The following is a 19,489-nucleotide window of genomic DNA, read 5'->3' on the forward strand; positions in this document are numbered from 1 at the left end:
GTCAGCCAAGGCCAGCTCCCCATGGTGGTGAGCGGCGGGAGTTGAGAAACAGGGAGGGCTGACATGCCCAAAGATCACGGCATCGGTGCAAGTTCAAAGCGGCGCGAGGATATTCGGTTTCTGACCGGGCAGGGGCGCTATACGGACGATCTTAACCTTCATGGGCAGGCCTATGTGCATTTCTTGCGCTCGGACGTGGCCCACGGGATATTGAAGGGCGTGGACACGGCCGCGGCAGCAGCAATGCCCGGCGTCGTGCGAATCTTTACCGGAGCGGATTTTGAGGGCGTCGGCGGCGTGCCTTGCGGCTGGCAGGTCACCGACAAGCACGGGGAACCGATGCAAGAGCCGGCGCATCCGGTGCTGGCGCAAGGCAAAGTGCGCTACGTGGGCGATGCGATTGCAGCGGTGGTGGCGGAAACCGCCGATCAGGCGCGCAATGCGGCAGAGGCGATTGAGCTGGACATTGAAGAGCTGCCAGCGGTCGTGGATATGAAAGAGGCGGTGAAAGAGGGCGCCACGAAGGTCCATGACGATCTGACCTCGAACCTCTGCTATGATTGGGGTTTTGTTGAGGAGAATAAGCCTCAGGTCGATGCGGCGTTTGAAGCTGCGGCCCATGTGACAACGCTAGAATTGGTCAACAACCGCCTGTCGCCCAACCCGATGGAGCCGCGCGTTGCGGTGGGGGATTATAACCCCGGTACGGACGATAGCACGCTTTATACGACCTCTCAGAACCCCCATGTGATCCGCCTTTTGATGGGCGCGTTTGTGTTGGGCATTCCAGAGCATAAATTGCGAGTGGTGGCACCGGATGTGGGCGGGGGCTTTGGCTCCAAGATCTTCCACTACGCGGAGGAGGCGTTTTGCACTTTTGCGGCCAAGGCGTGTCGTCGTCCGGTGAAGTGGACCTCGTCGCGGTCCGAGGCGTTCATTACCGACGCCCATGGGCGCGATCACGTTACCAAGATCCAACTGGCATTGGATGCGGACAACAACTTTACCGCCGTGCGCACGGATACTTACGCCAATATGGGCGCGTATCTTTCGACGTTTGCGCCGAGCGTGCCCACATGGCTACACGGCACCTTGATGGCGGGGAACTACAAGACGCCCAACATCTATGTGAACGTGAAAGCGGTTTTCACCAACACGGTGCCGGTGGATGCGTACCGCGGGGCCGGGCGCCCTGAGGCGACGTATCAGTTGGAGCGGGTGATCGACAAAGCGGCGCGCGAATTGGGCGTCGATCCGATCGCGTTGCGGCGGCAGAATTTCATCACTCAGTTCCCCTATGCCACCCCTGTGGCGGTGGAATATGACACGGGCGATTACGAAGGCACGATGACGAAGTTGCTGGAGATGATCGACCGCGACGGGTTTGAGGCACGTCGGGCGGAAAGCGCGGCCAATGGCAAGCTGCGCGGCCTTGGGGTGAACTGCTATATCGAGGCTTGCGGCATTGCGCCCTCGGCCTTGGTGGGCCAATTGGGCGCGCGTGCGGGCCTCTATGAAAGTGCGACAGTGCGGGTGAATGCCACCGGCGGTTTGGTCGTGATGACGGGTTCTCACAGCCACGGGCAGGGGCACGAGACATCCTTTGCGCAGGTTGTGGCCGATATGATCGGTATCCCGGAGGATCAGGTTGAGATTGTCCACGGGGATACAGCGAATACGCCGATGGGGATGGGGACTTACGGGTCTCGGTCGCTGGCGGTGGGCGGCTCGGCCATGGTGCGGGCGACGGAGAAGATCATCGCCAAGGCCAAGAAAATTGCCGCGCATTTGCTGGAAGCAGGCGAGGGCGATATCGAGCTGAAGGACGGCGCGTTCAGCGTGGCGGGCACGGACAAGTCGGTGGCTTGGGGTGATGTGACTTTGGCAGCTTATGTGCCGCACAATTATCCGTTGGAAGAGATTGAACCGGGCCTGGAAGAGACCGCGTTCTACGACCCTAACAACTTCACCTATCCGTCTGGCGCTTATGCCTGCGAGGTGGAAGTGGACCCCGACACGGGCAAGGTGACGGTCTGTTCCTTCGCCGCGGCCGATGATTTTGGCAATGTGGTTAACCCGATGATCGTGGAGGGTCAGGTTCACGGAGGTCTTGCCCAGGGGATTGGGCAGGCGTTGCTGGAAAATGTGACTTATGACGAAAACGGCCAGCTTCTGAGCGCGTCCTACATGGATTATACGATGCCAAGGGCCGACGACATGCCGATGTTCCAGGTGGATCATTCCAGCCAGACGCCGTGTACGCACAACCCCTTGGGGGTGAAGGGGTGCGGCGAGGCGGGGGCGATTGGATCGCCGCCATCGGTGGTGAATGCGGTTGTGGATGCATTGCAGCGCGGCGGCCATACGGGGGTGACCCATATTGACATGCCGCTGACGCCCGCACGGGTTTGGGCGGCGATGCAGGGATAATGTTTACGGGCGTTTGATCTGGTATCGACGCCGGGATTGAGTTGTATTTGCCAAGATGAAGGAGCGCGGCGGCGCGTTCCGAAAGGAGACGGAATGTATAATTTCGAGTTCGTAAAACCCGGCACGATTGCCGAGGCGGTATCAGCGCTAGCGCAGGAGGAGGCGCAGGCGCTGGGTGGGGGGCAGACGCTGCTCCCCACCATGAAGGCGAGGTTGGCGCAGACCGAAACGTTGGTCAGTCTGAATGGGATCAGTGAGATGGTCGGCATTCGCAATGAGGGCGGGCAGGTTTGTATTGGCGGCGCGACGCCCCACGGCGCGGTTGCGGCGGACGGGACGTATCCGGGGTTGGCGTCATTGGCGGGGCGCATTGGCGACCCGGCGGTACGCAACCGGGGGACGATTGGCGGATCATTGGCGAATAACGATCCGTCGGCCTGCTATCCGGCGGCGGCCTTGGCCTCGGGTGCTGTGATTGTGACGAACGCGCGCGAAATCGCGGCGGATGATTACTTTCAGGGGATGTTCGAGACAGCCTTGGACGAGGGAGAGATCATCACCGAGGTGCGGTTCCCTGTGCCTGAGGTGTCGAACTATCAGAAGTTTGTGCAACCGGCCTCGCGCTTTGCGTTGGTGGGGGTCTTTGTGGCGAAGTTCGCTGACGGGGTTCGGGTTGCCGTGACCGGGGCATCGTCTGACGGGGTATTCCGGTGGGCGGAAGCTGAAGCCGCGTTGAGCGTGGATTTCTCGGCATCTGCCTTGGACGATTTGGCGGTTCCCGGCGGCGATATGATCGCGGACTTGCACGGCACGGCGGAGTACCGGGCGCATTTGGTTAAGGTTTTGACGGGGCGTGCGGTGACCGCCGCCGCCTAAGGCTTGGCCTTGAGCGAGAGAGAGAAGCGGGATCGGGGCGCGTGGTATTGCTGTCTCGATCCCGAGCTTGAGGCGCTGCGAGACATTGCGCGCGCCGCGTGTTTTGAGCACAGCACGATGCCACCGCAGGAGCGGGGTGCCATGGCGCCCTTGCTGGCGGACTTATTTGCAAATGTCGGAGATGACGCCCTGTTGGAGGCGCCGTTTCATTGCGCCTACGGCCATAACATCAGCTTGGGCGAGGCGGTGTACCTGAATGCGGGTTGCGTGGTCTTGGACACGGCCCCGGTCCGGATCGGGGCGCGGAGCATGTTGGGGCCGGGGGTGCATCTTTATTGCGCAGACCATCACCGCGACGTGGCGCAGCGCTCTGCCGGGATCGAGCGGGCCTTGCCGGTGACCATTGGCGAAGATGTTTGGATCGGGGGTGGTGCGATTGTGTTGCCCGACGTGTCCATTGGCGATGGCGCGATTGTGGGGGCCGGGTCCGTGGTGACCCGCGATGTGCCGGCGGGCGCGCGGGTGATGGGCAATCCGGCGCGCGAGCGGGGCTGACACAAAAGGCGCGCCCGGTTGGGGGCGCGCCTTGGGTAGGGCTTTCAGGCTTAAGACAGAATCAACCAGTCTTAACCGGGTTAATCATCATCACCATCTGCCGGCCTTCCATGCGGGGCATGGATTCGATCTTGCCGATGCCTTCGATATTATCGACGACCTTCTCCAGCATTTCACGGCCCAGGTTCTGGTGCGCCATTTCACGGCCCCGGAAACGCAGGGTGACTTTCACCTTATCGCCGTTCTCCAGAAACTTAACCGCGTCTTTGACCTTGCGCATAAAGTCGTGATCGTCCGTGCCCGGACGCATCTTCACTTCTTTAATCTCAATGGTCTTTTGCTTCTTACGGGCTTCGGCTTCGCGCTTCTGCGTCTCGTATTTGAATTTACCGAAGTCCATGATCTTACACACAGGCGGATCAGCGTTCGGAGAGATCTCTACAAGATCCAGATCAGCGTCGGCGGCCAAATCCATTGCGCGCGCCGGGGTCACAACGCCAAGGTTTTCACCTTCAGCGCCGATCAGGCGAACGGAGTCAGAGCGGATGCGGTCGTTTACGCGCGGGCCGGTATCACGTTGTGGCGGCGCGTTATGGGGTCTGCGGGCTATGGCGATTGTCCTTTTGTAGCCTTCATGTCGATGGCTAAAGATATCCATTCCGCCCCATTTCTTCAAGGCAGATAACGGCCCAAATCAGGGTTAAGGGGAATGATATCACATTTGCGCCATTGCGCGGCGCGGGCCCGCAAGGTAAGCGAAAAGCGTAATTTTTGACTGACCCAGTGGGGAACTGACATGAGCCGTGCTCTTATAATTATCGTGATTCTCGCCGCCCTTGGTGTGGGTGGCTACTTTCTGACCCAAGGCGAAGTACCTTCGGTGGAAGAGGCTGTAGAGGCCGTGGGCGAAGCCGCGGGTGATGCAGCGGAAGCCGCTGGTGACATGGCCGAGGGTGCTGCCGACGCCGTCGAAGGCGCTGTAGAAGGGGCTGTTGAGGCCGCAGAAGGTGCCGTAGAAGAAGTGACCGGCGCCGCCGATGAGGCAACCGAAGCTGCTGCCGAAGCCGCTGCTGCCGCTGAAGCAGAGGCCGCTGCCGCTGCCGAAGAAGCTGCTGCTGCCGCAGAAGAGGCCGCCGCTGCTGCCGAGGCTGAAGCTGCCGAAGCCGCCGCCGCTGCCGAAGCAGAAGCCGCCGCTGCTGCCGCTGCCGCGGAAGAAGCTGCTGCCGCCGCTGAAGCAGAAGCCGCCGAAGCTGCCGCTGCTGCGGAAGCCGAAGCTGCTGAGGCTGCTGCCGCCGTTGAGGCCGAAGCCGCTGCTGCCGCTGAAGCAACTGAAGAAGCTGCCGCAGAGGCCGTTGAAGCTGCTGAAGGTGCTGCGGAAGAAGCAACCGAAGCCGCAGAAGAAGCAACCGAGGCGGCTGCTGAAGCCACCGAAGCTGCCACTGACGCCGCTGTGGAGACCGCCGGTCTTGCTGATCTGTTCACCGCAGAAGGCTTCGACGCCGACGCCGCGCTGGCCGCAGTTGAGAACGCAGAGCTTTCCGCTCCGGTTCGTCTGGCTGTGACCACGGCGCTGGAGCAGGCTCGTGACAACCCAGAGCTTCTGGGCACCGCGCTTGAGACAGCCCGTTCGGCGCTTGGCCTGAACTAAGCCAGCCTAACAGCTGCCACGACAAAGAAACCCCCGCTGATCCAGCGGGGGTTTTTCTTTTGGCGCAGGTCGCTGGAAGGCGACGTTAATGTGATGCTTTAATCCAGGAAAGCCTTCTCGACCACGTAGTGGGCGGGCTTGGAATTGGCGCCTTCCTCCAGGCCATATTCCTCGAACATTTCTTTCAGTTCCAGGTTGAAGGCGAGGTTGCCGCAGATCATCGCGCGGTCGGTGTCGGGGTTCAGCGGCGGTACGCTCAAGTCGCTAAACGCCTCGCCCGAGCGCATCAAGTCGGTGATCCGGCCCATCTTCGGGCTCTGCTCACGGGTCGTGGTAGGATAGTATTTGATCTTCTTCCAGAACCCTTCGCCAATCACCTCGTTCAGCAATTCGTCGGATTTCAGCGCCTCGATCAAGTCGTGGCCGTAAGTCAGCTCTCCGACTTCGCGGCAGGTGTGGGTGATGATGATCTCGTCGTAGTCTTCATAGGTCTGCGGTTCGCGCAGGAGACTTGCGAAGGGCGCAAAGCCGGTGCCGGTGGCGAAGAACCACAGGCGTTTGCCGGGAAGCAACGCGTCATGGACCAGCGTGCCGACGGGCTTGGGGCGCAGGATGATCTGCTCGCCCACCTGAATGTGCTGAAGCCGAGAGGTCAGCGGGCCATCTTGCACTTTGATCGAGTAGAACTCCAACTCCTCGTCCCAGCTGGGGGAGGCGATGGAATAGGCGCGCAGCAGCGGTTTTTGCTTGCCGGTTTCGGGGTGAGGCTCGCCCATAAGTCCAATCATCACAAATTCGCCCGAGCGGAAGCGCATCGACGCGGGCCGGGTGCAGCGGAAGCTGAACAGGCGGTCGGTGTAATGCTTAACCTCGGTAACGGTTTGGGCGTCGGGAAGAGTGGGGGTCGCCTTAACAGGCGCGGCGTCGATTTTGGTCACGGGTGTTTGCTCGGTCATCATTGTTCGGGCACTTTGTGAACCCGCTCCTTAGCAATAGTCGTTGATCTGGATCAGGGAAAGGCCGCTTAGGCGACGCGTCCGCGCAGGCGGGCCTGATAGTCGTGGGCCTGCCAGTTGGCACGGGCCAACCATTGGTCCTGTGGTTGGCGGGCGGCAAGGGCGTCGTCAATGGCGACCTCGTCAAAGCCGGACCGGCGCGCCATGGCGTATTGGTCCGCCAGAACATGGCCATCGGCCCGCAGACGGCCCGTGTAGCCCATCGCCCGGAGGCGTTTGGCCAGCGTGAAGCCGCGCCCATCGTGGGAAGACGGGAAGCCCACGCGGATCATGGTTAACCGCGTTAACGCATCCGCCAATGCCGCCACATCATCCGAGGGCGCGACATCCACCGCTGTCGCATTGGCGGGAACGCCCTCGGCCAAGGCCACCGCGTGGCCGTTCCAATCGTCGGGGGCGAAGCCCGCGTCGGTTACAATCGTCTGGCCCATATCCGGCCCTTTCCAAAAGCTATCAGGAGGCGCGTCGTTGCATCACGCCGTCAATGAAATGAATGCCGCATTCGGTCTTGGCCTGCCCGCGCCACCGGCCTGCGCGGGGATCTTCCCCCTCTTTCGCAGCGGTTGTGCAAGGCTGGCACCCGATCGAGGGGAAACCCTGCGCCACCATCGGGTGGCGCGGCAGGTCGTGCTTCGTGATGTAGTCCGCGACCATCGGTTGCGTCCAATTCGCCAAGGGGTTCACCTTGATGTGACGGCCGTTCTTTTCAAACAGCGGCAGCGATTGACGCGCCCCGCCATGGATACGCTTGCGGCCGGTGATCCAGCCGCCAAACCCCTCCAAGGCCTTGTTCAAGGGCTCTGTCTTGCGCAGGGCACAGCAGGCGTCAGTGTCGAAATGGTGCAAGATGCCGTCCACGTCGCGCTCCAGCAGCGACTCACGGGAAGGCTTGATGACGCGAATATCGCTTAGGCCCAACTGTTCAGCCACGTCGCGCTGATACGTCAAGGTCGCGGGGAACAGAAATTCCGTATCGACAAACAGCACGGGGGCCGATTTGTCGATTTCGCTCAACATATGCAGCAGCACGACGCTATCGGCGCCGAAGCTGCTGACCATGGCGACGGGGCCGATGGCTTGATCATCAAGGGCATGGGCCAGCACGGTTTGCGCATCGCTTTCGCGGTGCAGCAGGGTGCGGCGTTCGGCAAGTTCCTTAAGCGGCATTGGCTTGTACCTCTGGGTAAAGAGCGGCTTTGAACGGGGCAGCGCCAAGGCGCTTGTAAGTGTCCAGGAAGGTTTCATCGGCGCTTTCACGCTTTGCCAGATAGGCGCGGACCAGCCGTTCGATGGCGTCCACCACTTGGTCATAGGCAAAGCCCGGTCCGGCGCGCTCGCCGATCACGGCATCGGGGCCACCGTCACCGCCAAGGGTGATCTGGTAGTTCTCCACCCCCGCCCGGTCGAGGCCAAGGATGCCGATGTGACCCACATGGTGGTGTCCGCATGCGTTGATGCAGCCCGAGATCTTGATCTTCAGGGGGCCGACTTCGTGTTCCAGCTTCAGCTCTTCGAAGCGGGTCGCAATTTGCTGCGCCACGGGGATGGAGCGGGCCGTGGCCAGCGCGCAGTAGTCCATGCCGGGGCAGGCGATGATGTCGGACGCAAGCCCGATGTTCGCCGTCGCAAGGCCCACTTCGGCCAGCGCATCAAAGACCGCCCGCAGGTGGCGTTTGGGCATATGGGGCAGGATCACGTTCTGCTCGTGGCTGATGCGCAGCTCATCATGGGCGAAGGTCTCGGCAAGGCCCGCCAGAACCCGCATCTGGTCGCTGGTTGCGTCACCGGGCGTGGCCCCATGGGCTTTGAGAGAGACCGTCAGGATCGTGTAATCCGGGTGCCGATGTGCGGCGGCGTTGGTGTCCACGAAGCTGCGGAACACCGGATCGTCGGCGTAGTGGTCGGCAAAATCACCTGCGCCCTCGGTGAACTCGGGGGCGGCGAAATCGGCATTGATCTTCTGCAACAGCGCCATGTCGGCCCCGTTGAAGGCGGCTTTGCGAGAGATAAACTCCGCGTCCACAAGGCGACGGATTTCGTTGATCCCGTTTTCGTGGACCGTGATCTTGATCCGCGCTTTGTATTTATTATCGCGGCGTCCCAACAGGTTATAGACGGCGACGGTGGCCTCCAGGTAGGGCAGCAGATCGTCGAAGGTGACGAAATCTGCCAGAACCTTACCAATCATCGGTGTCCGTCCCAGGCCACCACCGACCAGGACCGTCGCGCCGATGACGCCGTCCCGCTCCACCAGCCGCAGGCCGATGTCGTGGGCTGCCGTGACCGCGCGGTCCTGGTCCGAGCCCGTCACCGCTACCTTGAATTTGCGCGGCAGAGCTTGGAATTCGGGGTGGTCGGTGGACCACTGGCGGATCAATTCGGCCACGGGGCGGGGGTCGGCCACCTCTTCGGCGGCGGCGCCTGCGAAATGGTCCGCTGTTACGTTGCGGATCGTGTTGCCGCTTGTCTGGATCGCGTGCATCCCGACCTCACCCAAGGCGTCCAGCATATCGGGCACGTCCTTCAGGGCGGGCCAGTTGTACTGGATGTTCTGGCGCGTGGTGAAGTGGCCGTAGCCCTTGTCCCACCGGTCCGCGATCATCGCCAACTGCCGCATTTGGCCACCGTTCAGGGTGCCATAGGGGATGGCGACGCGTAGCATATAGGCGTGCAATTGCAGGTAGAGGCCGTTCATGAGGCGCAGGGGCTTGAACTCGTCTTCGGTCAGGGAGCCGTCGATGCGACGTTCCACTTGGGCGCGGAACTGGGCGTTACGCTCGGCAAGGAAATCGCGGTCAAAATCGGAATAGGCGTACATGGTTCAGGCTTTCTGCTGGCTGCTGGACACAAGGTCCGCTTGCTTACCGTGGACATAGTTGGAGGGGCCGCGGGTGCGGAATGCCTCTCGGAAATGGACAGGCTCGGGGCCATTGTCGCCCGCGACGGCGTCGGCAAGGTAGGGGCCAACGACCAGATGCGCTTGGGCTTGCGCTTCCAACAGGCGGATATCTGCGGTGGCTTGATCTTCGACGAGATCGGCCTCGGCGTGGATACGGGTCCAGTCACCTTGGGCTGTCAAATAGACGACATCGCCTTCCAGAAGCGCATTTGCGGTGACGACTTTGGGGGTAAAGGTGCGGGCCATCAGGCGAATTCCTCTTGCAAAGCAGGGAGTTGAGCGGCAGCGGCCCGTGGCGCGAGGCCAAGCATCAAGATCACGGGGCCGTCGGGCCGCGCGGCATCAAGATCGGCGGGCAGCCGAGAAATGGTTGAAGCGATCAGCCGGGTATCGGCCCGCGAGACGTTCTCGATCGCGGTGATGGGCGTGTCGGGGGCGATGCCATGCATCATCAGGCGGCCTTGCAGGAACCGTGCGCCCTTGGTGCCCATATAGATGGCAGCTACTTGGCCGGGCTTGGCAAGGCTGGTCCAATCCTGCTCGGCAAAGCCTTTCACGTCGTGGCCGGTCAGGAACCGCATCGCACCGTTGCGCCCGCGCTTGGTCAGGCTTTGGCCGATTTGGGCGGCGGCGGCATTGGCGGCGGTGATGCCGGGGACGATGCCCCATTCCACGCCCGCCGCGTCCAGCGCGTCGATTTCTTCGTCCAGGCGACCGTAAACACCGGGATCGCCAGATTTCAGGCGCACCACATGGGCCCCGTCACGGGCGTGCTTGACCATAGCCGCGCCGATGTCTTCTTGCTTGGTGGACGGGCCGAAGCCTTTCTTACCAACGTTAACCATTTGGGCTTCACGGCGGGCGAGTTCCAGAATTTCGCGCGACACGAGGCGGTCGTAAATCACCACATCCGCTTGATCGAGAAGCTTGCGCGCCTTCAGCGTCAGCAGGTCCGGGTCACCGGGGCCCGCGCCCACAAGGTCAACGCGGCCTTTGGTTTGCGTGCCATGGAGGTGGTCGATCAGCAGGTCGCCCAAAGCAAGCTCTGCCCCGGCTTTACCTTCTTTCCCAAGGGCATCGGGCCCCTTCTTGAAGTAGAAGTCAGACCAAAACTCCCGGCGCTTCCGGCCCATGGGCAGCGCATTGGCCGCCGCGCGGAAGCCTTGGCCGATCCGCGCCAGAAGCCCCAACGACGCGGGCAGGCTGGCCTCGAGATCGGCTTTGATCTTGCGGGCCAGAACCGGGGCGGCGCCTTCGGTGCCGATCGCGATGGTGACCGGGTCCCGATCCACAATGGCGGGGGTGATGAAGGCGGAGCCTTCCAGATTGTCTACGATATTAACCAAGGCCCCATCGGCGCGGGCAAGATCTGCAACACGGGAATCCTCGGCGTCATCCTCTGACGCTGCATAGGCGAGCGAAGCGCAAAGCGCATCGCCCGGCGCGAAGGCGCGTTTCACAAGGCGCAGCTTGCGTTCGGCATCCCAAGCGACAATCTCTGGCGCGGGATCAGCGGCGAAAACGGTGACGTTGGCTTCAGATTTCAGGATCAGACGCAGCTTGGCCAGCGCGGCCTCTCCACCGCCCGCCAGAACGACACGACGGCCGCGCAGGTCTAGGAAGATCGGAAAGTGGCGCATTGCAGGAACCTCATTGGCTGAATTCCCTCTCTAGATAGGACATTTTCCCGAAAAATGGCAGTATGCGCTTGCTGGTAAGGATGTTTGTTCTGTATCCATGCCAGATCAGAACCCCTGTTTGGAAATGCGAAGGACACCCGAATGTCTGTTCAGATTGATGCCCTCGACCGGAAAATCCTCATCGCTTTGCAGGAAGATGCCAGCCGGTCGCTCGAGGAAATTGCCAAACATGTGGGGTCCTCCAAGACGCCTGTGTGGTCCCGGATTCGGAAGATGAAAGAGGCGGGGATCATTGGCCAGCAAACAGTGCTTCTGGATGCAGAGGCACTGGGGCTAGAGGCTTGTTTCTTCGTGCTAATTCGCACGTCCGAGCATGAGGCGGATTGGCAAAACAAGTTCCTCAAGACCCTACGTGAGAGGGCCGAGGTGATGGAGGCGCATCGCCTTGCCGGCGACATCGACTACATCCTGAAAGTGCGCGTCGCCAATGCCCGCGCCTACGACGAATTCTATCAGGCGTTGATCTCGGAAGTGCGGATCTACAACGTCACCGCACTTCTGAGCATGGAAGAGATCAAATCGACGCCGCTGCTACCTCTGGCAACAGTTCCGTCTTGATAGTCGCTCCGGCCTCCAGGGACCGGTGCACGGGGCATTTGTCGGCGATTTCCAACAACCGCTTGCGCTGCGCCTCATCCAGCGAACCGGTCAGCGTGATCGCGCGGGTGAATTGGTCCAGTGGCCCGATTTCCACGCCTGCATCTTGGGCGTGAACACGGTTGTGGGTCACGTCCACGGCCACATGATTCAGCGGCCATTTCTTGCGCCGCGCATACATGCGGATCGTCATCGAGGTGCAGGCCCCAAGGCCCGCCGCAAGGAACTGGTAAGGCGTTAACCCTTTGTCTGTGCCGCCGTAGCTTGCAGGTTCGTCCGCGAAAACATGGTGTTTCGGCCCGGCCATCACGTCTTGCAAAAAGCCGTCGGGATCGACCTCGGAAGTGCGCGTCACACCTTCGGGCGCACCGATGGGCGGGGCAGGGTAGCGCAGGGTCAGGTATCGCCCGGCCCAAGAGGCGATGACATCGGCTGCATATTCCGCATCACATGGATCCGAGACCAGATGATCGGCGTCATCAAGGGTCACGAAGCTTTTGGGATGCTTGGCTGCGACAAAGATTTGTGTGGCGTTTTCAACGCCTACGATGGTGTCGCGCGGCGCATGGAGCACCAAAAGCGCCTTCCCGAGAGAAGCGATATCAGCTTCTAGGTTGGCGGCCTTCACGTCTTCCACGAATCCGCTGCCGATGCGTACAGGCCGCCCGCCAAGGTCCACTTCGCCCACGCCGTCGCGGGCAATCTCGTCTAAGGCATCGCCGAAGTTGTGGGTGACATGGCCGGGGTCAAACGGCGCACCAATGGTGACAACCGCTTGGGCCGAGGGGATATCGCGCGCCGCCCGCAACACCGCTGCTCCGCCAAGGGAATGACCGATCAGAAGTGCCGGGGCCATGTCCCGGTCTGCCAAGGCATTGGCTGCGGCCACAAGATCGGCGGCGTTTGATGTGAACGACGTGTTCTCGAACTCGCCCTTGGAATGGCCAAGTCCGGTGAAATCAAAGCGCAAAACGGCAATGCCCTGTTCTGCCAGACGCGCTGCAATCCGACGCGCGGCGGCGATGTCTTTGCCACAGGTAAAGCAATGGGCCAGCAGCGCGGTGGCCAGATGCGGGCCATCGGGCAGGTCGAGCCGTGCGGCAAGAAGATCACCGGCGTGGCCGGGAAAAGTGAAGCGTTCCGTTTGCATTGTCGTCATGTCCCTTCTGTCATGACGAACATGTGGGTTTGGGCCCTTGTGCCGCAAGCCATGTGTCAGAACGCTCACGGGTCTGTGCTATGGTGTGCTAATGGCGTGATCCCCGCAGTTGGAACGGCCCGCCCTAGGTTTGGCCCATCAGGGCCGCGTCGAAGGGGTAGGTGGTCAGGTTCTCAAACCCGTCGTCGGTGATAAGCACCTGATCTTCCAACTTGATGCAGAAATCGCCGTCATCTTCGCCCACCAACGCTTCCACGCAAAGCATCATGCCGGGTTCCAGCTCGTAATCGAACGCATCGTCGTGGTGGTGGTCGGGGTAGCCCACATGGGGCCATTCATCACACAGGCCCACGCCGTGCATCTGGCAGGAGTATTTCCGCGCCCAATACTTGTCGGCCAGCTTGTGACTGTTATGGACGAGATCATTGATCGAGCGGCCGGGTTTAAGCCGTTCCATGTTCTCCATAATGTGTTCATGGGCGTGCTGCATCGCCTCGATCATATCGGGGCGGGGCTTGCCGGGGCCGGTCCACCACGTGCGCGAAATGTCCACGCAAAGCCCGTAGCACCCAATCAGGTCCGTATCCAAAGCGCTGATTTCATTAGGAAGTAAGGTGCGGGGGCCGCATTCCTGAAACCAGGGATTAGTGCGCGGGCCGCTGGAGAAAAGGCGCGTTTCAATCCATTCCCCGCCGCGTTTGATGTTCTCTGCATGAAGAACCGCCCAAATCTCATCCTCGGATTTTCCCGGCGCGATGGCGTTTTCCATCGCTTGCAGGGACTTTTGGCACGCATCAACTGCGCAGCGCATGGCGAGGATTTCGTCGGCGCATTTGATCTTGCGGGCGTGTTCGGTGACGAGTTCCCCGTCGGACAGGACGAGGCCGCGCGACTCGAGCGCCTTTGCACCGTGGAGCATGATTTTATCAACGGCGAGGCGGTTATTTGCGCCAGCGTGGGTTTGCAGAAGCTCGGCCACTTCGGCGCTGAAGGTCTCTGCCACCTGTTCGCCCCGGTCCCCGGTAGAGAAGTAGAACATCGACGCGCCCGAGCGAACTTCGCGCACCAAGGGGTTGTGATCGGCCAGAAACGGCGCGTTCTTGTATTCCCAAAGCACCATGTGGCCGTCGGCGCAGACAAGGCAGGCGCGGAATGGGTTATGGGTGTTCCAAAGCTGCATGTTGGTGGCGTCAGTCGCGTAGCGGATGTTGAGGGGATCGGTCATCAGCACGCCTGCGAGGTCGCGTTCGTGTAACTGGGCGACAAGGCGCGACAGGCGATATTCGCGCAGGTTTTGCAGGTTGGGGAGGGTGAGGCCGGCGGCTTCCCACTCTGCGTAGGCGAGGGCGGTGGGGCCGATCTCGATCCGATCGTGATCGTTGGCGGTGCCATCGGGTAGCATGGCGCCCTTGGTTGGGTCGATTTTGCGGACCTCGCGGCGGTAGGCTTGGGTCATTGTACGCTCCCTTCACTGCCTAGCGTGGCGCGGGGGGAGGGGCGCGCGCGTGTCAATTCGCGGCGTGAAGGGGTCGGAAATGGACATTGGCAGGGGGAGACAATGCGGCTGCGCGAGCAGTTATTCTATGCGCTGAAGCGCGAAAAGGGGGGCTTTGCCCCGTCTGCGCCCCGGGGGCGCAGACTCCCCAGAGGTGTATTGGCCAAGATGAACAGGGGAGCGCGCTTCAGGATTTGAAGTGTTTGGAGAGTTTCAGGCCCTGGCCTTGGTAGTTGGAGGCGATGTCGGTGCCATAGAGTTGGGCGGGGGCGCTTGCCATGGTCTCGTAGACAAGGCGGCCCACGGTCTGGCCGTGTTCTAGGACGAAGGGGGCTTCGTGGCAGCGCACTTCAAGGACGCCGCGGGCGGGAATGCCGTGACCGAAGCCGGGGTCGAAGAAGCCTGCGTAGTGGACGCGAAATTCACCGACCATGGCCAGATAGGGCGCCATTTCGGCAGCGCAATCGGGGGGAATCGTCACGGCTTCACGGCTCACGAGGATGTAGAACGCGCCGGGGTCGAGGATGATTTGGCCGTTGTCGCTGTGGATTTCCTCCCAGAAGTCGGCGGTTTTATGGGTGCCGATTTGGGTGAGGTCGATGACGCCCGCGTGGGGTTTGGCCCGGTAGCCGACAAGGGTTGTGTCGGTGGGGGAGAGATCGACGGAGAAGCCCAAACCATCATCGATCAGGGGCGTTTGATCGACCAGTGGCGTTTGGGCGTGGCGCGCCTGGAGGGCGGGGTCGGTAAGGACGGCTTGGCCACGGCGGAAGCGGATTTGGTTGAGGCGCAGGCCGGGCTCGATCTTGACGGAGAAGGAGCGGGGGCAGATTTCCGCATAGAGCGGGCCGGTGTAGCCGGCGGGAATACGGTCAAACTCGACACCACCGTCGGCGATCACACGGGTCAAGCAATCGACGCGTCCGGTGGAGGATTTGGCGTTACACACGGCGGTGATGTCGGCGGGGAGGGAGAGCCCCTCCATCAACGGCACGACATAGACGCAGCCTTTTTCCAGCACGGCGCCGGGGCGAAGGTCCATTTCGTGCATGGTAAATTCGGGCAGGCGGGCGGCCACGGTTTTGCCTACGCCGGTCAGGAAGGAGGCGCGCACGCGGTAGGCTTTCGTCCCGAGCCGCAGGTCAAGGCTGGCAGGCTGGATCTGCTCGGCCGGGATTGCGGGGGAGGCGGTGATGGCACCGCTGGCGATCATCGCGGAGATCGCGTGATCGGGGAGGACGCCCTGGGCGCTGGAAGAGGGGGAATCAGTCATAATGCCGACGCTTCTACGCGCAGGGGCGCCGTACAGCAATTCAAAGAGATGGCAGGGAGGTAGAGCGGTTTAAATGGTCGGGCTAGCAGGACTCGAACCTGCGACCTTCCGTCCCCCAGACGGACGCGCTACCAGGCTGCGCCATAGCCCGACTGACGGTCCTTCTAAGGATTTCTGGGGGCGGCGCAAGGGGCTGTTCGCAGTTGCCTGTTAACTTGCGTCGGCAGGCTGCGCCATGCGGTCGCGCAGTTGCGCCAACGCGGCGATTTGCGGGGCGAAGCGGGCGACTTGGTCCGGGGAAAGGCGCGACAGGCTTGCCAAGGTGCCGAGGGGGCCTTCGGTGGGGTCTGATTGCGGTATGGCGGCAGAGGGCGGCGGGGACGGGCGATCCTGTTCGGGGAAGGCGGGTGAGCCTGTGGTATCCGATGGTGCGGGGCTGTTTGCAGGTGTTTGTTTTGGAAAATCAATAACTTCCGGCGCATCTTCGTCTGGTGTGGGGGCTTCCTGCGCGCCGTCTTCTTGAGCGTCGCCTTCTTGTGCTGGTTCTTCGTCTTGTGCTGGCGCTTCGTCTTGCGGGGGGGCTGTGATCTCGGCTGTGGCCAGCTCTTCGGAAGCGGGCGCTTCGGGGGCTGTTTCCGCCGGGGTATTGGCCTCGGCGGTGGCATCTTCGGCCCAAGCGTCGCTGGCGCTTTGCTCGACCAAGTCGCCCTCGGAAATGAACGTGTCCACGGAGGGCGACAGCGCCGTGACGGCAGCCAGACCTTCGTCAGAGATCATTTTCTGAACGCCCCGGATCGTCAGGCCACGGTCGTGGAGAAGCACCTTGATGCCGCCCACAAGTTCCATATCGGCAGGGCGGTAGTAGCGCCGCCCCCCGGCACGTTTCACAGGTTTGATTTGTGGAAACTTCGATTCCCAAAAGCGCAGGACGTGGGCAGCCACATCGAGCCAATCAGCGACTTCGCGGATCGTGCGGAAGGCTTGGGCGGATTTGGCCATGTCTCATGTCCTCTGCTCCAACGCCCCTTCCCGCCGTGGGTGGGGCGCTGCATTTCTGTGCCTCTGCTGCCTGCTTGCCCTCTGACGAGGCAATGCGCGGCATGGGTCGCTTTAGCTGCGGTTGCCCGCGGCGACGCGATCTTTCATCAGGTGCGAAGGCCGGAATGTCAGCACGCGGCGCGGGCTGATCGGCACTTCTTCACCTGTCTTTGGGTTGCGGCCGACGCGGGCCGTTTTGGAGCGGACCGAAAAAGTCCCGAACGACGAGATCTTTACCTGTTCGCCATCCACCAGCGCATCGGACATCATCTCCAATACACGTTCCACCAATTGTGCGCTTTCGTTGCGCGACAAACCCACTTCGCGAAACACCGCTTCGCTCAGGTCCATGCGCGTCAAAGTCTTTGCCGACATACTTCTGTCCCCCTGTTTGAGGGGCAGGATGAATTATGCGGTTTATTTAGTCAATCCAGTGTGTTGCACGGCGTCGTTTCACCGGCGCCTGGGCGCCTACCAACGAAGCACGACAGAACCCCAAGCAAGGCCGCCGCCGATGGCCTCTGTCACCAGCAGATCGCCGGGCTTGATGCGTCCGTCATGGACACCCACAGACATCGCCAAGGGAATCGACGCGGCCGAGGTGTTGCCGTGGTCTTGCACCGTGACGATGCATTGCTCCATCGGCAGGCCGAACTTCTTCATGGTGCCCGAGATGATGCGAATGTTGGCCTGATGGGGCACAACCCAATCCACATCATCCAAGCTCACGCCTGCTTTTTCCAACGCTGATCCGGCGGTTTTCGTAAGCTTTTCAACGGCATGGCGGAAAACTTCCTTGCCCTGCATCTTCAGCACGCCGGTGGTGCCGGTACTGGACACGCCGCCATCCACGTAGAGCAGATCGCGGTAGGAACCGTCGGAGTTCAAGTCCGTGGCGAGCACGCCATGATCGTCGGAAGTGCCTGCTTCTTCGCGTGCCTCCAAGATTAGTGCGCCTGCGCCGTCGCCGAACAGTACGCAGGTGGTGCGGTCCGTCCAGTCCATGATTCGGCTGAAGGTTTCGGCGCCGATCACCAAAACGCGCTTGGCTTGGCCCGAGACCACCAGCGCATTGGCATTTGCCAGCGCATAGACAAATCCGGCGCAGACGGCCTGCACATCGAAGGCGAATCCCCCCGTCATGCCCAAACCCGCCTGCACCATGGTGGCGACGGACGGAAAGGTGAGGTCAGGGGTCGAGGTGGCCACGACGATTGCGTCGATGTCATCGGCCTCCAACCCCGCGTGACGCAGGGCGTTTTGGGCTGCGGCGACGGCCATCTGGCTGGTCGTTTCACCTTCGGCCGCGAAATGACGCCGCTCGATCCCCGAGCGGGATTTGATCCACTCGTCCGTGGTTTCCAAGCCTTCCATCGCCTCAAATTCGGCGTTGGGAACAACGCGTTCAGGCAGGTAGTGGCCAATGCCAACGGGAACCGCGCGGATTGTCATTCGGAGGACCCCTCTTGTTGGATGGCTTGGGTGGCGGCGGCCTCGGATTGGGCGATGCGCGCGGCCAGACGTTTGTGGAAACCGGTAGCGGAAAGCTGCGCGGCCAGCAAAATCGCCGCTGCCACGCCGGTTGGGTCGGCGGAGCCGTGGGATTTCACTACGGTGCCGTTCAGGCCCAGAAATACGCCGCCGTTCACCCGGCGGGGGTCGATTCGCTTCACCAAGCGGCGCAGGGAAGTGTAGGCCAACAGCGCGGCGATGCGCGAAAAGGGCGTTTTCTTGAAGGCTTCTGTCAAAAGCTCTCGGATCAGGCGGGCGGTGCCTTCGCCGGTTTTCAGGGCGACGTTGCCGGTAAAGCCGTCGGTTACGATGACATCAACTCGGTCCGAGGGCAGGTCGCCCCCTTCCACAAAACCCACAAATTCGAAATCCGCTGCCGGGGCGACACGGTCAATCAGCTCGGCTGCGACCTTCAATTCGGCCCGGCCCTTATGCTCTTCGGTGCCCACATTCAGCAAGCCGATCCGGGGGCGCACAAGGTCCAATCCGTTGCGGGCATAGCTGGCGCCCATCAGCGCGTATTGCAGCAAATCTTCGGCATCGGCGCGAATATCGGCGCCCACATCCAGCATCACATTGAACCCAGAGGGGTTGCGCGAGGGCCAGAGGCAGGCAATCGCGGGACGGTTCACGCCTTCCAGCTTGCGCAGCCGGATCATTGAAATCGCCATCAACGCGCCCGTGTTGCCACACGACACCGCGACCGAGGCTTCGCCCGCGCGCACGGCTTCGATCGTTGACCACATGGAGGTGTCTTTGCCATTGCGCATCACATGGGACGGCTTGGCGTCCATAGTGACCACGCCTTTGGCGTGCCGGATCTCGCAAATGTCGGATAATCCGCGCTTTTTGGCGATCAGGCGCTCAAGCTCGGGCCCGTCGCCGTGCACGATGAAGCGCAACTGCGGGCTTTGAGCGGCAGCTTGAGACAGGCCGGAAACGACAGCGCTAGGGCCTAGATCGCCCCCCATAGCGTCAATGGACAAAACGGTGTGACCCACCGCACCTTCCGTTAACGCTGCACCATCGCTCATGTAATCCGGCCCGCCTTAGGTCAGGCGGCAGTTAGGCCGCGTCTTCGTCGAGATCGACTTCGTCTTGAACGACAACGTCACGCTCGTTGTACACGCCGCACGATGGGCAAACGTGATGCGGGCGCTTCAGCTCGCCGCAGGAAGGGCATTCGTTAGGGTTTGCCGCTACCAACGCATCATGTGCGCGACGCATTCCGCGCTTGGAGCGCGTGATCTTACTCTTGGGGACAGCCATGTCACAACCTCGGGTTTGGGAC

General features: G+C 61.7%; 20 protein-coding genes and 1 tRNA gene. 5 read left to right on the top strand and 16 right to left on the bottom strand.

Annotated features, from left to right (window positions below):
* The first annotated feature begins 63 nt into the window (after positions 1 to 63).
* From K3728_07670 to K3728_07680, 3 genes are all read left to right on the top strand, one after another.
* Entirely contained in the window at positions 64 to 2,430 is a 2,367-nt protein-coding gene (locus tag K3728_07670) for a xanthine dehydrogenase family protein molybdopterin-binding subunit (protein UWQ97088.1), read from the top strand.
* A 93-nt stretch (positions 2,431 to 2,523) separates the two neighbouring features.
* Positions 2,524 to 3,306, top strand: coding sequence for a xanthine dehydrogenase family protein subunit M (locus K3728_07675; GenBank protein ID UWQ97089.1), 783 nt, complete (start codon positions 2,524 to 2,526; stop codon positions 3,304 to 3,306).
* Positions 3,307 to 3,309: 3 nt separating this feature from the next.
* Positions 3,310 to 3,861, top strand: a complete 552-nt coding sequence (locus K3728_07680) for a sugar O-acetyltransferase (protein UWQ97090.1) — start codon at positions 3,310 to 3,312, stop codon at positions 3,859 to 3,861.
* 61 nt (positions 3,862 to 3,922) lie between these two features.
* On the opposite strand, the gene infC is transcribed toward K3728_07680, so the two are convergent.
* On the bottom strand, positions 3,923 to 4,471 hold the full coding sequence (infC, locus tag K3728_07685; protein ID UWQ97481.1) for a translation initiation factor IF-3: 549 nt from the start codon (positions 4,469 to 4,471) through the stop codon (positions 3,923 to 3,925).
* Positions 4,472 to 4,657: 186 nt separating this feature from the next.
* Between infC and K3728_07690 the strand changes: the two genes are divergently transcribed.
* Complete coding sequence (locus K3728_07690) at positions 4,658 to 5,509, top strand: translation initiation factor 3 (protein UWQ97091.1); 852 nt, start codon at positions 4,658 to 4,660, stop codon at positions 5,507 to 5,509.
* Between the two features lie 98 nt (positions 5,510 to 5,607).
* Here the strand turns inward: K3728_07690 and K3728_07695 are convergent, their stop codons facing one another.
* The 6 genes from K3728_07695 to cysG all read right to left on the bottom strand — a co-directional run bounded on the left by K3728_07695 (position 5,608) and on the right by cysG (position 11,064).
* Positions 5,608 to 6,468, bottom strand: a complete 861-nt coding sequence (locus K3728_07695; protein ID UWQ97092.1) for a ferredoxin--NADP reductase — start codon at positions 6,466 to 6,468, stop codon at positions 5,608 to 5,610.
* Between the two features lie 65 nt (positions 6,469 to 6,533).
* Entirely contained in the window at positions 6,534 to 6,956 is a 423-nt protein-coding gene (locus K3728_07700) for a DUF934 domain-containing protein (protein UWQ97093.1), read from the bottom strand.
* Between the two features lie 22 nt (positions 6,957 to 6,978).
* The gene (locus tag K3728_07705) at positions 6,979 to 7,692 is read right to left on the bottom strand and encodes a phosphoadenylyl-sulfate reductase (GenBank protein ID UWQ97094.1); all 714 of its coding nucleotides are present in this window, start codon (positions 7,690 to 7,692) and stop codon (positions 6,979 to 6,981) included.
* Complete coding sequence (locus tag K3728_07710; protein ID UWQ97095.1) at positions 7,682 to 9,343, bottom strand: nitrite/sulfite reductase; 1,662 nt, start codon at positions 9,341 to 9,343, stop codon at positions 7,682 to 7,684. Before K3728_07710 ends, K3728_07705 begins: the two co-directional genes overlap by 11 nt.
* A 3-nt stretch (positions 9,344 to 9,346) precedes the next feature.
* Positions 9,347 to 9,670 carry a DUF2849 domain-containing protein gene (locus tag K3728_07715; GenBank protein UWQ97096.1) on the bottom strand — a complete coding sequence of 108 codons (324 nt, stop codon included), beginning with the start codon at positions 9,668 to 9,670 and terminating at the stop codon, positions 9,347 to 9,349.
* Entirely contained in the window at positions 9,670 to 11,064 is a 1,395-nt protein-coding gene (cysG, locus tag K3728_07720) for a siroheme synthase CysG (protein UWQ97097.1), read from the bottom strand. Before cysG ends, K3728_07715 begins: the two co-directional genes overlap by 1 nt.
* Before the next feature lie 141 nt (positions 11,065 to 11,205).
* On the opposite strand from cysG, the gene K3728_07725 reads away from it, so the two are divergent.
* Positions 11,206 to 11,682, top strand: coding sequence for an Lrp/AsnC family transcriptional regulator (locus tag K3728_07725; GenBank protein ID UWQ97098.1), 477 nt, complete (start codon positions 11,206 to 11,208; stop codon positions 11,680 to 11,682).
* Here K3728_07725 and K3728_07730 read toward each other — a convergent pair.
* From K3728_07730 to rpmF, 9 genes are all read right to left on the bottom strand, one after another.
* Positions 11,639 to 12,871, bottom strand: a complete 1,233-nt coding sequence (locus K3728_07730; protein UWQ97482.1) for a bifunctional alpha/beta hydrolase/OsmC family protein — start codon at positions 12,869 to 12,871, stop codon at positions 11,639 to 11,641. The genes K3728_07725 and K3728_07730 overlap by 44 nt on opposite strands.
* 133 nt (positions 12,872 to 13,004) lie before the next feature.
* Positions 13,005 to 14,336 carry a Xaa-Pro peptidase family protein gene (locus K3728_07735; GenBank protein ID UWQ97099.1) on the bottom strand — a complete coding sequence of 444 codons (1,332 nt, stop codon included), beginning with the start codon at positions 14,334 to 14,336 and terminating at the stop codon, positions 13,005 to 13,007.
* Between the two features lie 226 nt (positions 14,337 to 14,562).
* Positions 14,563 to 15,648: a 2'-deoxycytidine 5'-triphosphate deaminase gene (locus tag K3728_07740; protein ID UWQ97100.1), complete on the bottom strand. Its 1,086-nt coding sequence runs from the start codon at positions 15,646 to 15,648 to the stop codon at positions 14,563 to 14,565.
* Positions 15,649 to 15,722: 74 nt separating this feature from the next.
* Positions 15,723 to 15,799: transfer RNA gene (locus K3728_07745), tRNA-Pro, on the bottom strand.
* Positions 15,800 to 15,858: 59 nt separating this feature from the next.
* Positions 15,859 to 16,647, bottom strand: a complete 789-nt coding sequence (locus K3728_07750; protein UWQ97101.1) for a MerR family transcriptional regulator — start codon at positions 16,645 to 16,647, stop codon at positions 15,859 to 15,861.
* A 111-nt stretch (positions 16,648 to 16,758) separates the two neighbouring features.
* Complete coding sequence (ihfA, locus tag K3728_07755) at positions 16,759 to 17,061, bottom strand: integration host factor subunit alpha (protein ID UWQ97102.1); 303 nt, start codon at positions 17,059 to 17,061, stop codon at positions 16,759 to 16,761.
* 96 nt (positions 17,062 to 17,157) lie between these two features.
* Positions 17,158 to 18,138, bottom strand: coding sequence for a ketoacyl-ACP synthase III (locus tag K3728_07760; GenBank protein ID UWQ97103.1), 981 nt, complete (start codon positions 18,136 to 18,138; stop codon positions 17,158 to 17,160).
* Positions 18,135 to 19,232, bottom strand: coding sequence for a phosphate acyltransferase PlsX (gene plsX / locus K3728_07765; protein UWQ97104.1), 1,098 nt, complete (start codon positions 19,230 to 19,232; stop codon positions 18,135 to 18,137). The genes K3728_07760 and plsX overlap by 4 nt, the downstream gene beginning before the upstream one ends.
* 31 nt (positions 19,233 to 19,263) lie before the next feature.
* Positions 19,264 to 19,467 (bottom strand): 50S ribosomal protein L32, encoded by a 204-nt coding sequence (gene rpmF, locus K3728_07770; GenBank protein ID UWQ97105.1) that lies wholly within the window; start codon positions 19,465 to 19,467, stop codon positions 19,264 to 19,266.
* Positions 19,468 to 19,489 lie beyond the last annotated feature (22 nt).

Source organism: Rhodobacteraceae bacterium M385 (assembly GCA_025141835.1).
Lineage (GTDB): Bacteria > Pseudomonadota > Alphaproteobacteria > Rhodobacterales > Rhodobacteraceae > Gymnodinialimonas.

Bases quoted from the DNA above. Each gene is read 5' to 3' on its own strand.
- K3728_07700 (UWQ97093.1), bottom strand. From the start codon at position 6,956: ATGGGCCAGACGATTGTAACCGACGCGGGCTTCGCCCCCGACGATTGG.
- K3728_07735 (UWQ97099.1), bottom strand. From the start codon at position 14,336: ATGACCCAAGCCTACCGCCGCGAGGTCCGCAAAATCGACCCAACCAAG.
- K3728_07760 (UWQ97103.1), bottom strand. From the start codon at position 18,138: ATGACAATCCGCGCGGTTCCCGTTGGCATTGGCCACTACCTGCCTGAA.
- ihfA (UWQ97102.1), bottom strand. From the start codon at position 17,061: ATGTCGGCAAAGACTTTGACGCGCATGGACCTGAGCGAAGCGGTGTTT.
- K3728_07705 (UWQ97094.1), bottom strand. From the start codon at position 7,692: ATGCCGCTTAAGGAACTTGCCGAACGCCGCACCCTGCTGCACCGCGAA.
- rpmF (UWQ97105.1), bottom strand. From the start codon at position 19,467: ATGGCTGTCCCCAAGAGTAAGATCACGCGCTCCAAGCGCGGAATGCGT.
- K3728_07740 (UWQ97100.1), bottom strand. From the start codon at position 15,648: ATGACTGATTCCCCCTCTTCCAGCGCCCAGGGCGTCCTCCCCGATCAC.
- plsX (UWQ97104.1), bottom strand. From the start codon at position 19,232: ATGAGCGATGGTGCAGCGTTAACGGAAGGTGCGGTGGGTCACACCGTT.
- K3728_07710 (UWQ97095.1), bottom strand. From the start codon at position 9,343: ATGTACGCCTATTCCGATTTTGACCGCGATTTCCTTGCCGAGCGTAAC.
- K3728_07715 (UWQ97096.1), bottom strand. From the start codon at position 9,670: ATGGCCCGCACCTTTACCCCCAAAGTCGTCACCGCAAATGCGCTTCTG.
- K3728_07695 (UWQ97092.1), bottom strand. From the start codon at position 6,468: ATGATGACCGAGCAAACACCCGTGACCAAAATCGACGCCGCGCCTGTT.
- K3728_07730 (UWQ97482.1), bottom strand. From the start codon at position 12,871: ATGCAAACGGAACGCTTCACTTTTCCCGGCCACGCCGGTGATCTTCTT.
- K3728_07675 (UWQ97089.1), top strand. From the start codon at position 2,524: ATGTATAATTTCGAGTTCGTAAAACCCGGCACGATTGCCGAGGCGGTA.
- K3728_07690 (UWQ97091.1), top strand. From the start codon at position 4,658: ATGAGCCGTGCTCTTATAATTATCGTGATTCTCGCCGCCCTTGGTGTG.
- K3728_07670 (UWQ97088.1), top strand. From the start codon at position 64: ATGCCCAAAGATCACGGCATCGGTGCAAGTTCAAAGCGGCGCGAGGAT.
- K3728_07750 (UWQ97101.1), bottom strand. From the start codon at position 16,647: ATGGCCAAATCCGCCCAAGCCTTCCGCACGATCCGCGAAGTCGCTGAT.
- K3728_07725 (UWQ97098.1), top strand. From the start codon at position 11,206: ATGTCTGTTCAGATTGATGCCCTCGACCGGAAAATCCTCATCGCTTTG.
- cysG (UWQ97097.1), bottom strand. From the start codon at position 11,064: ATGCGCCACTTTCCGATCTTCCTAGACCTGCGCGGCCGTCGTGTCGTT.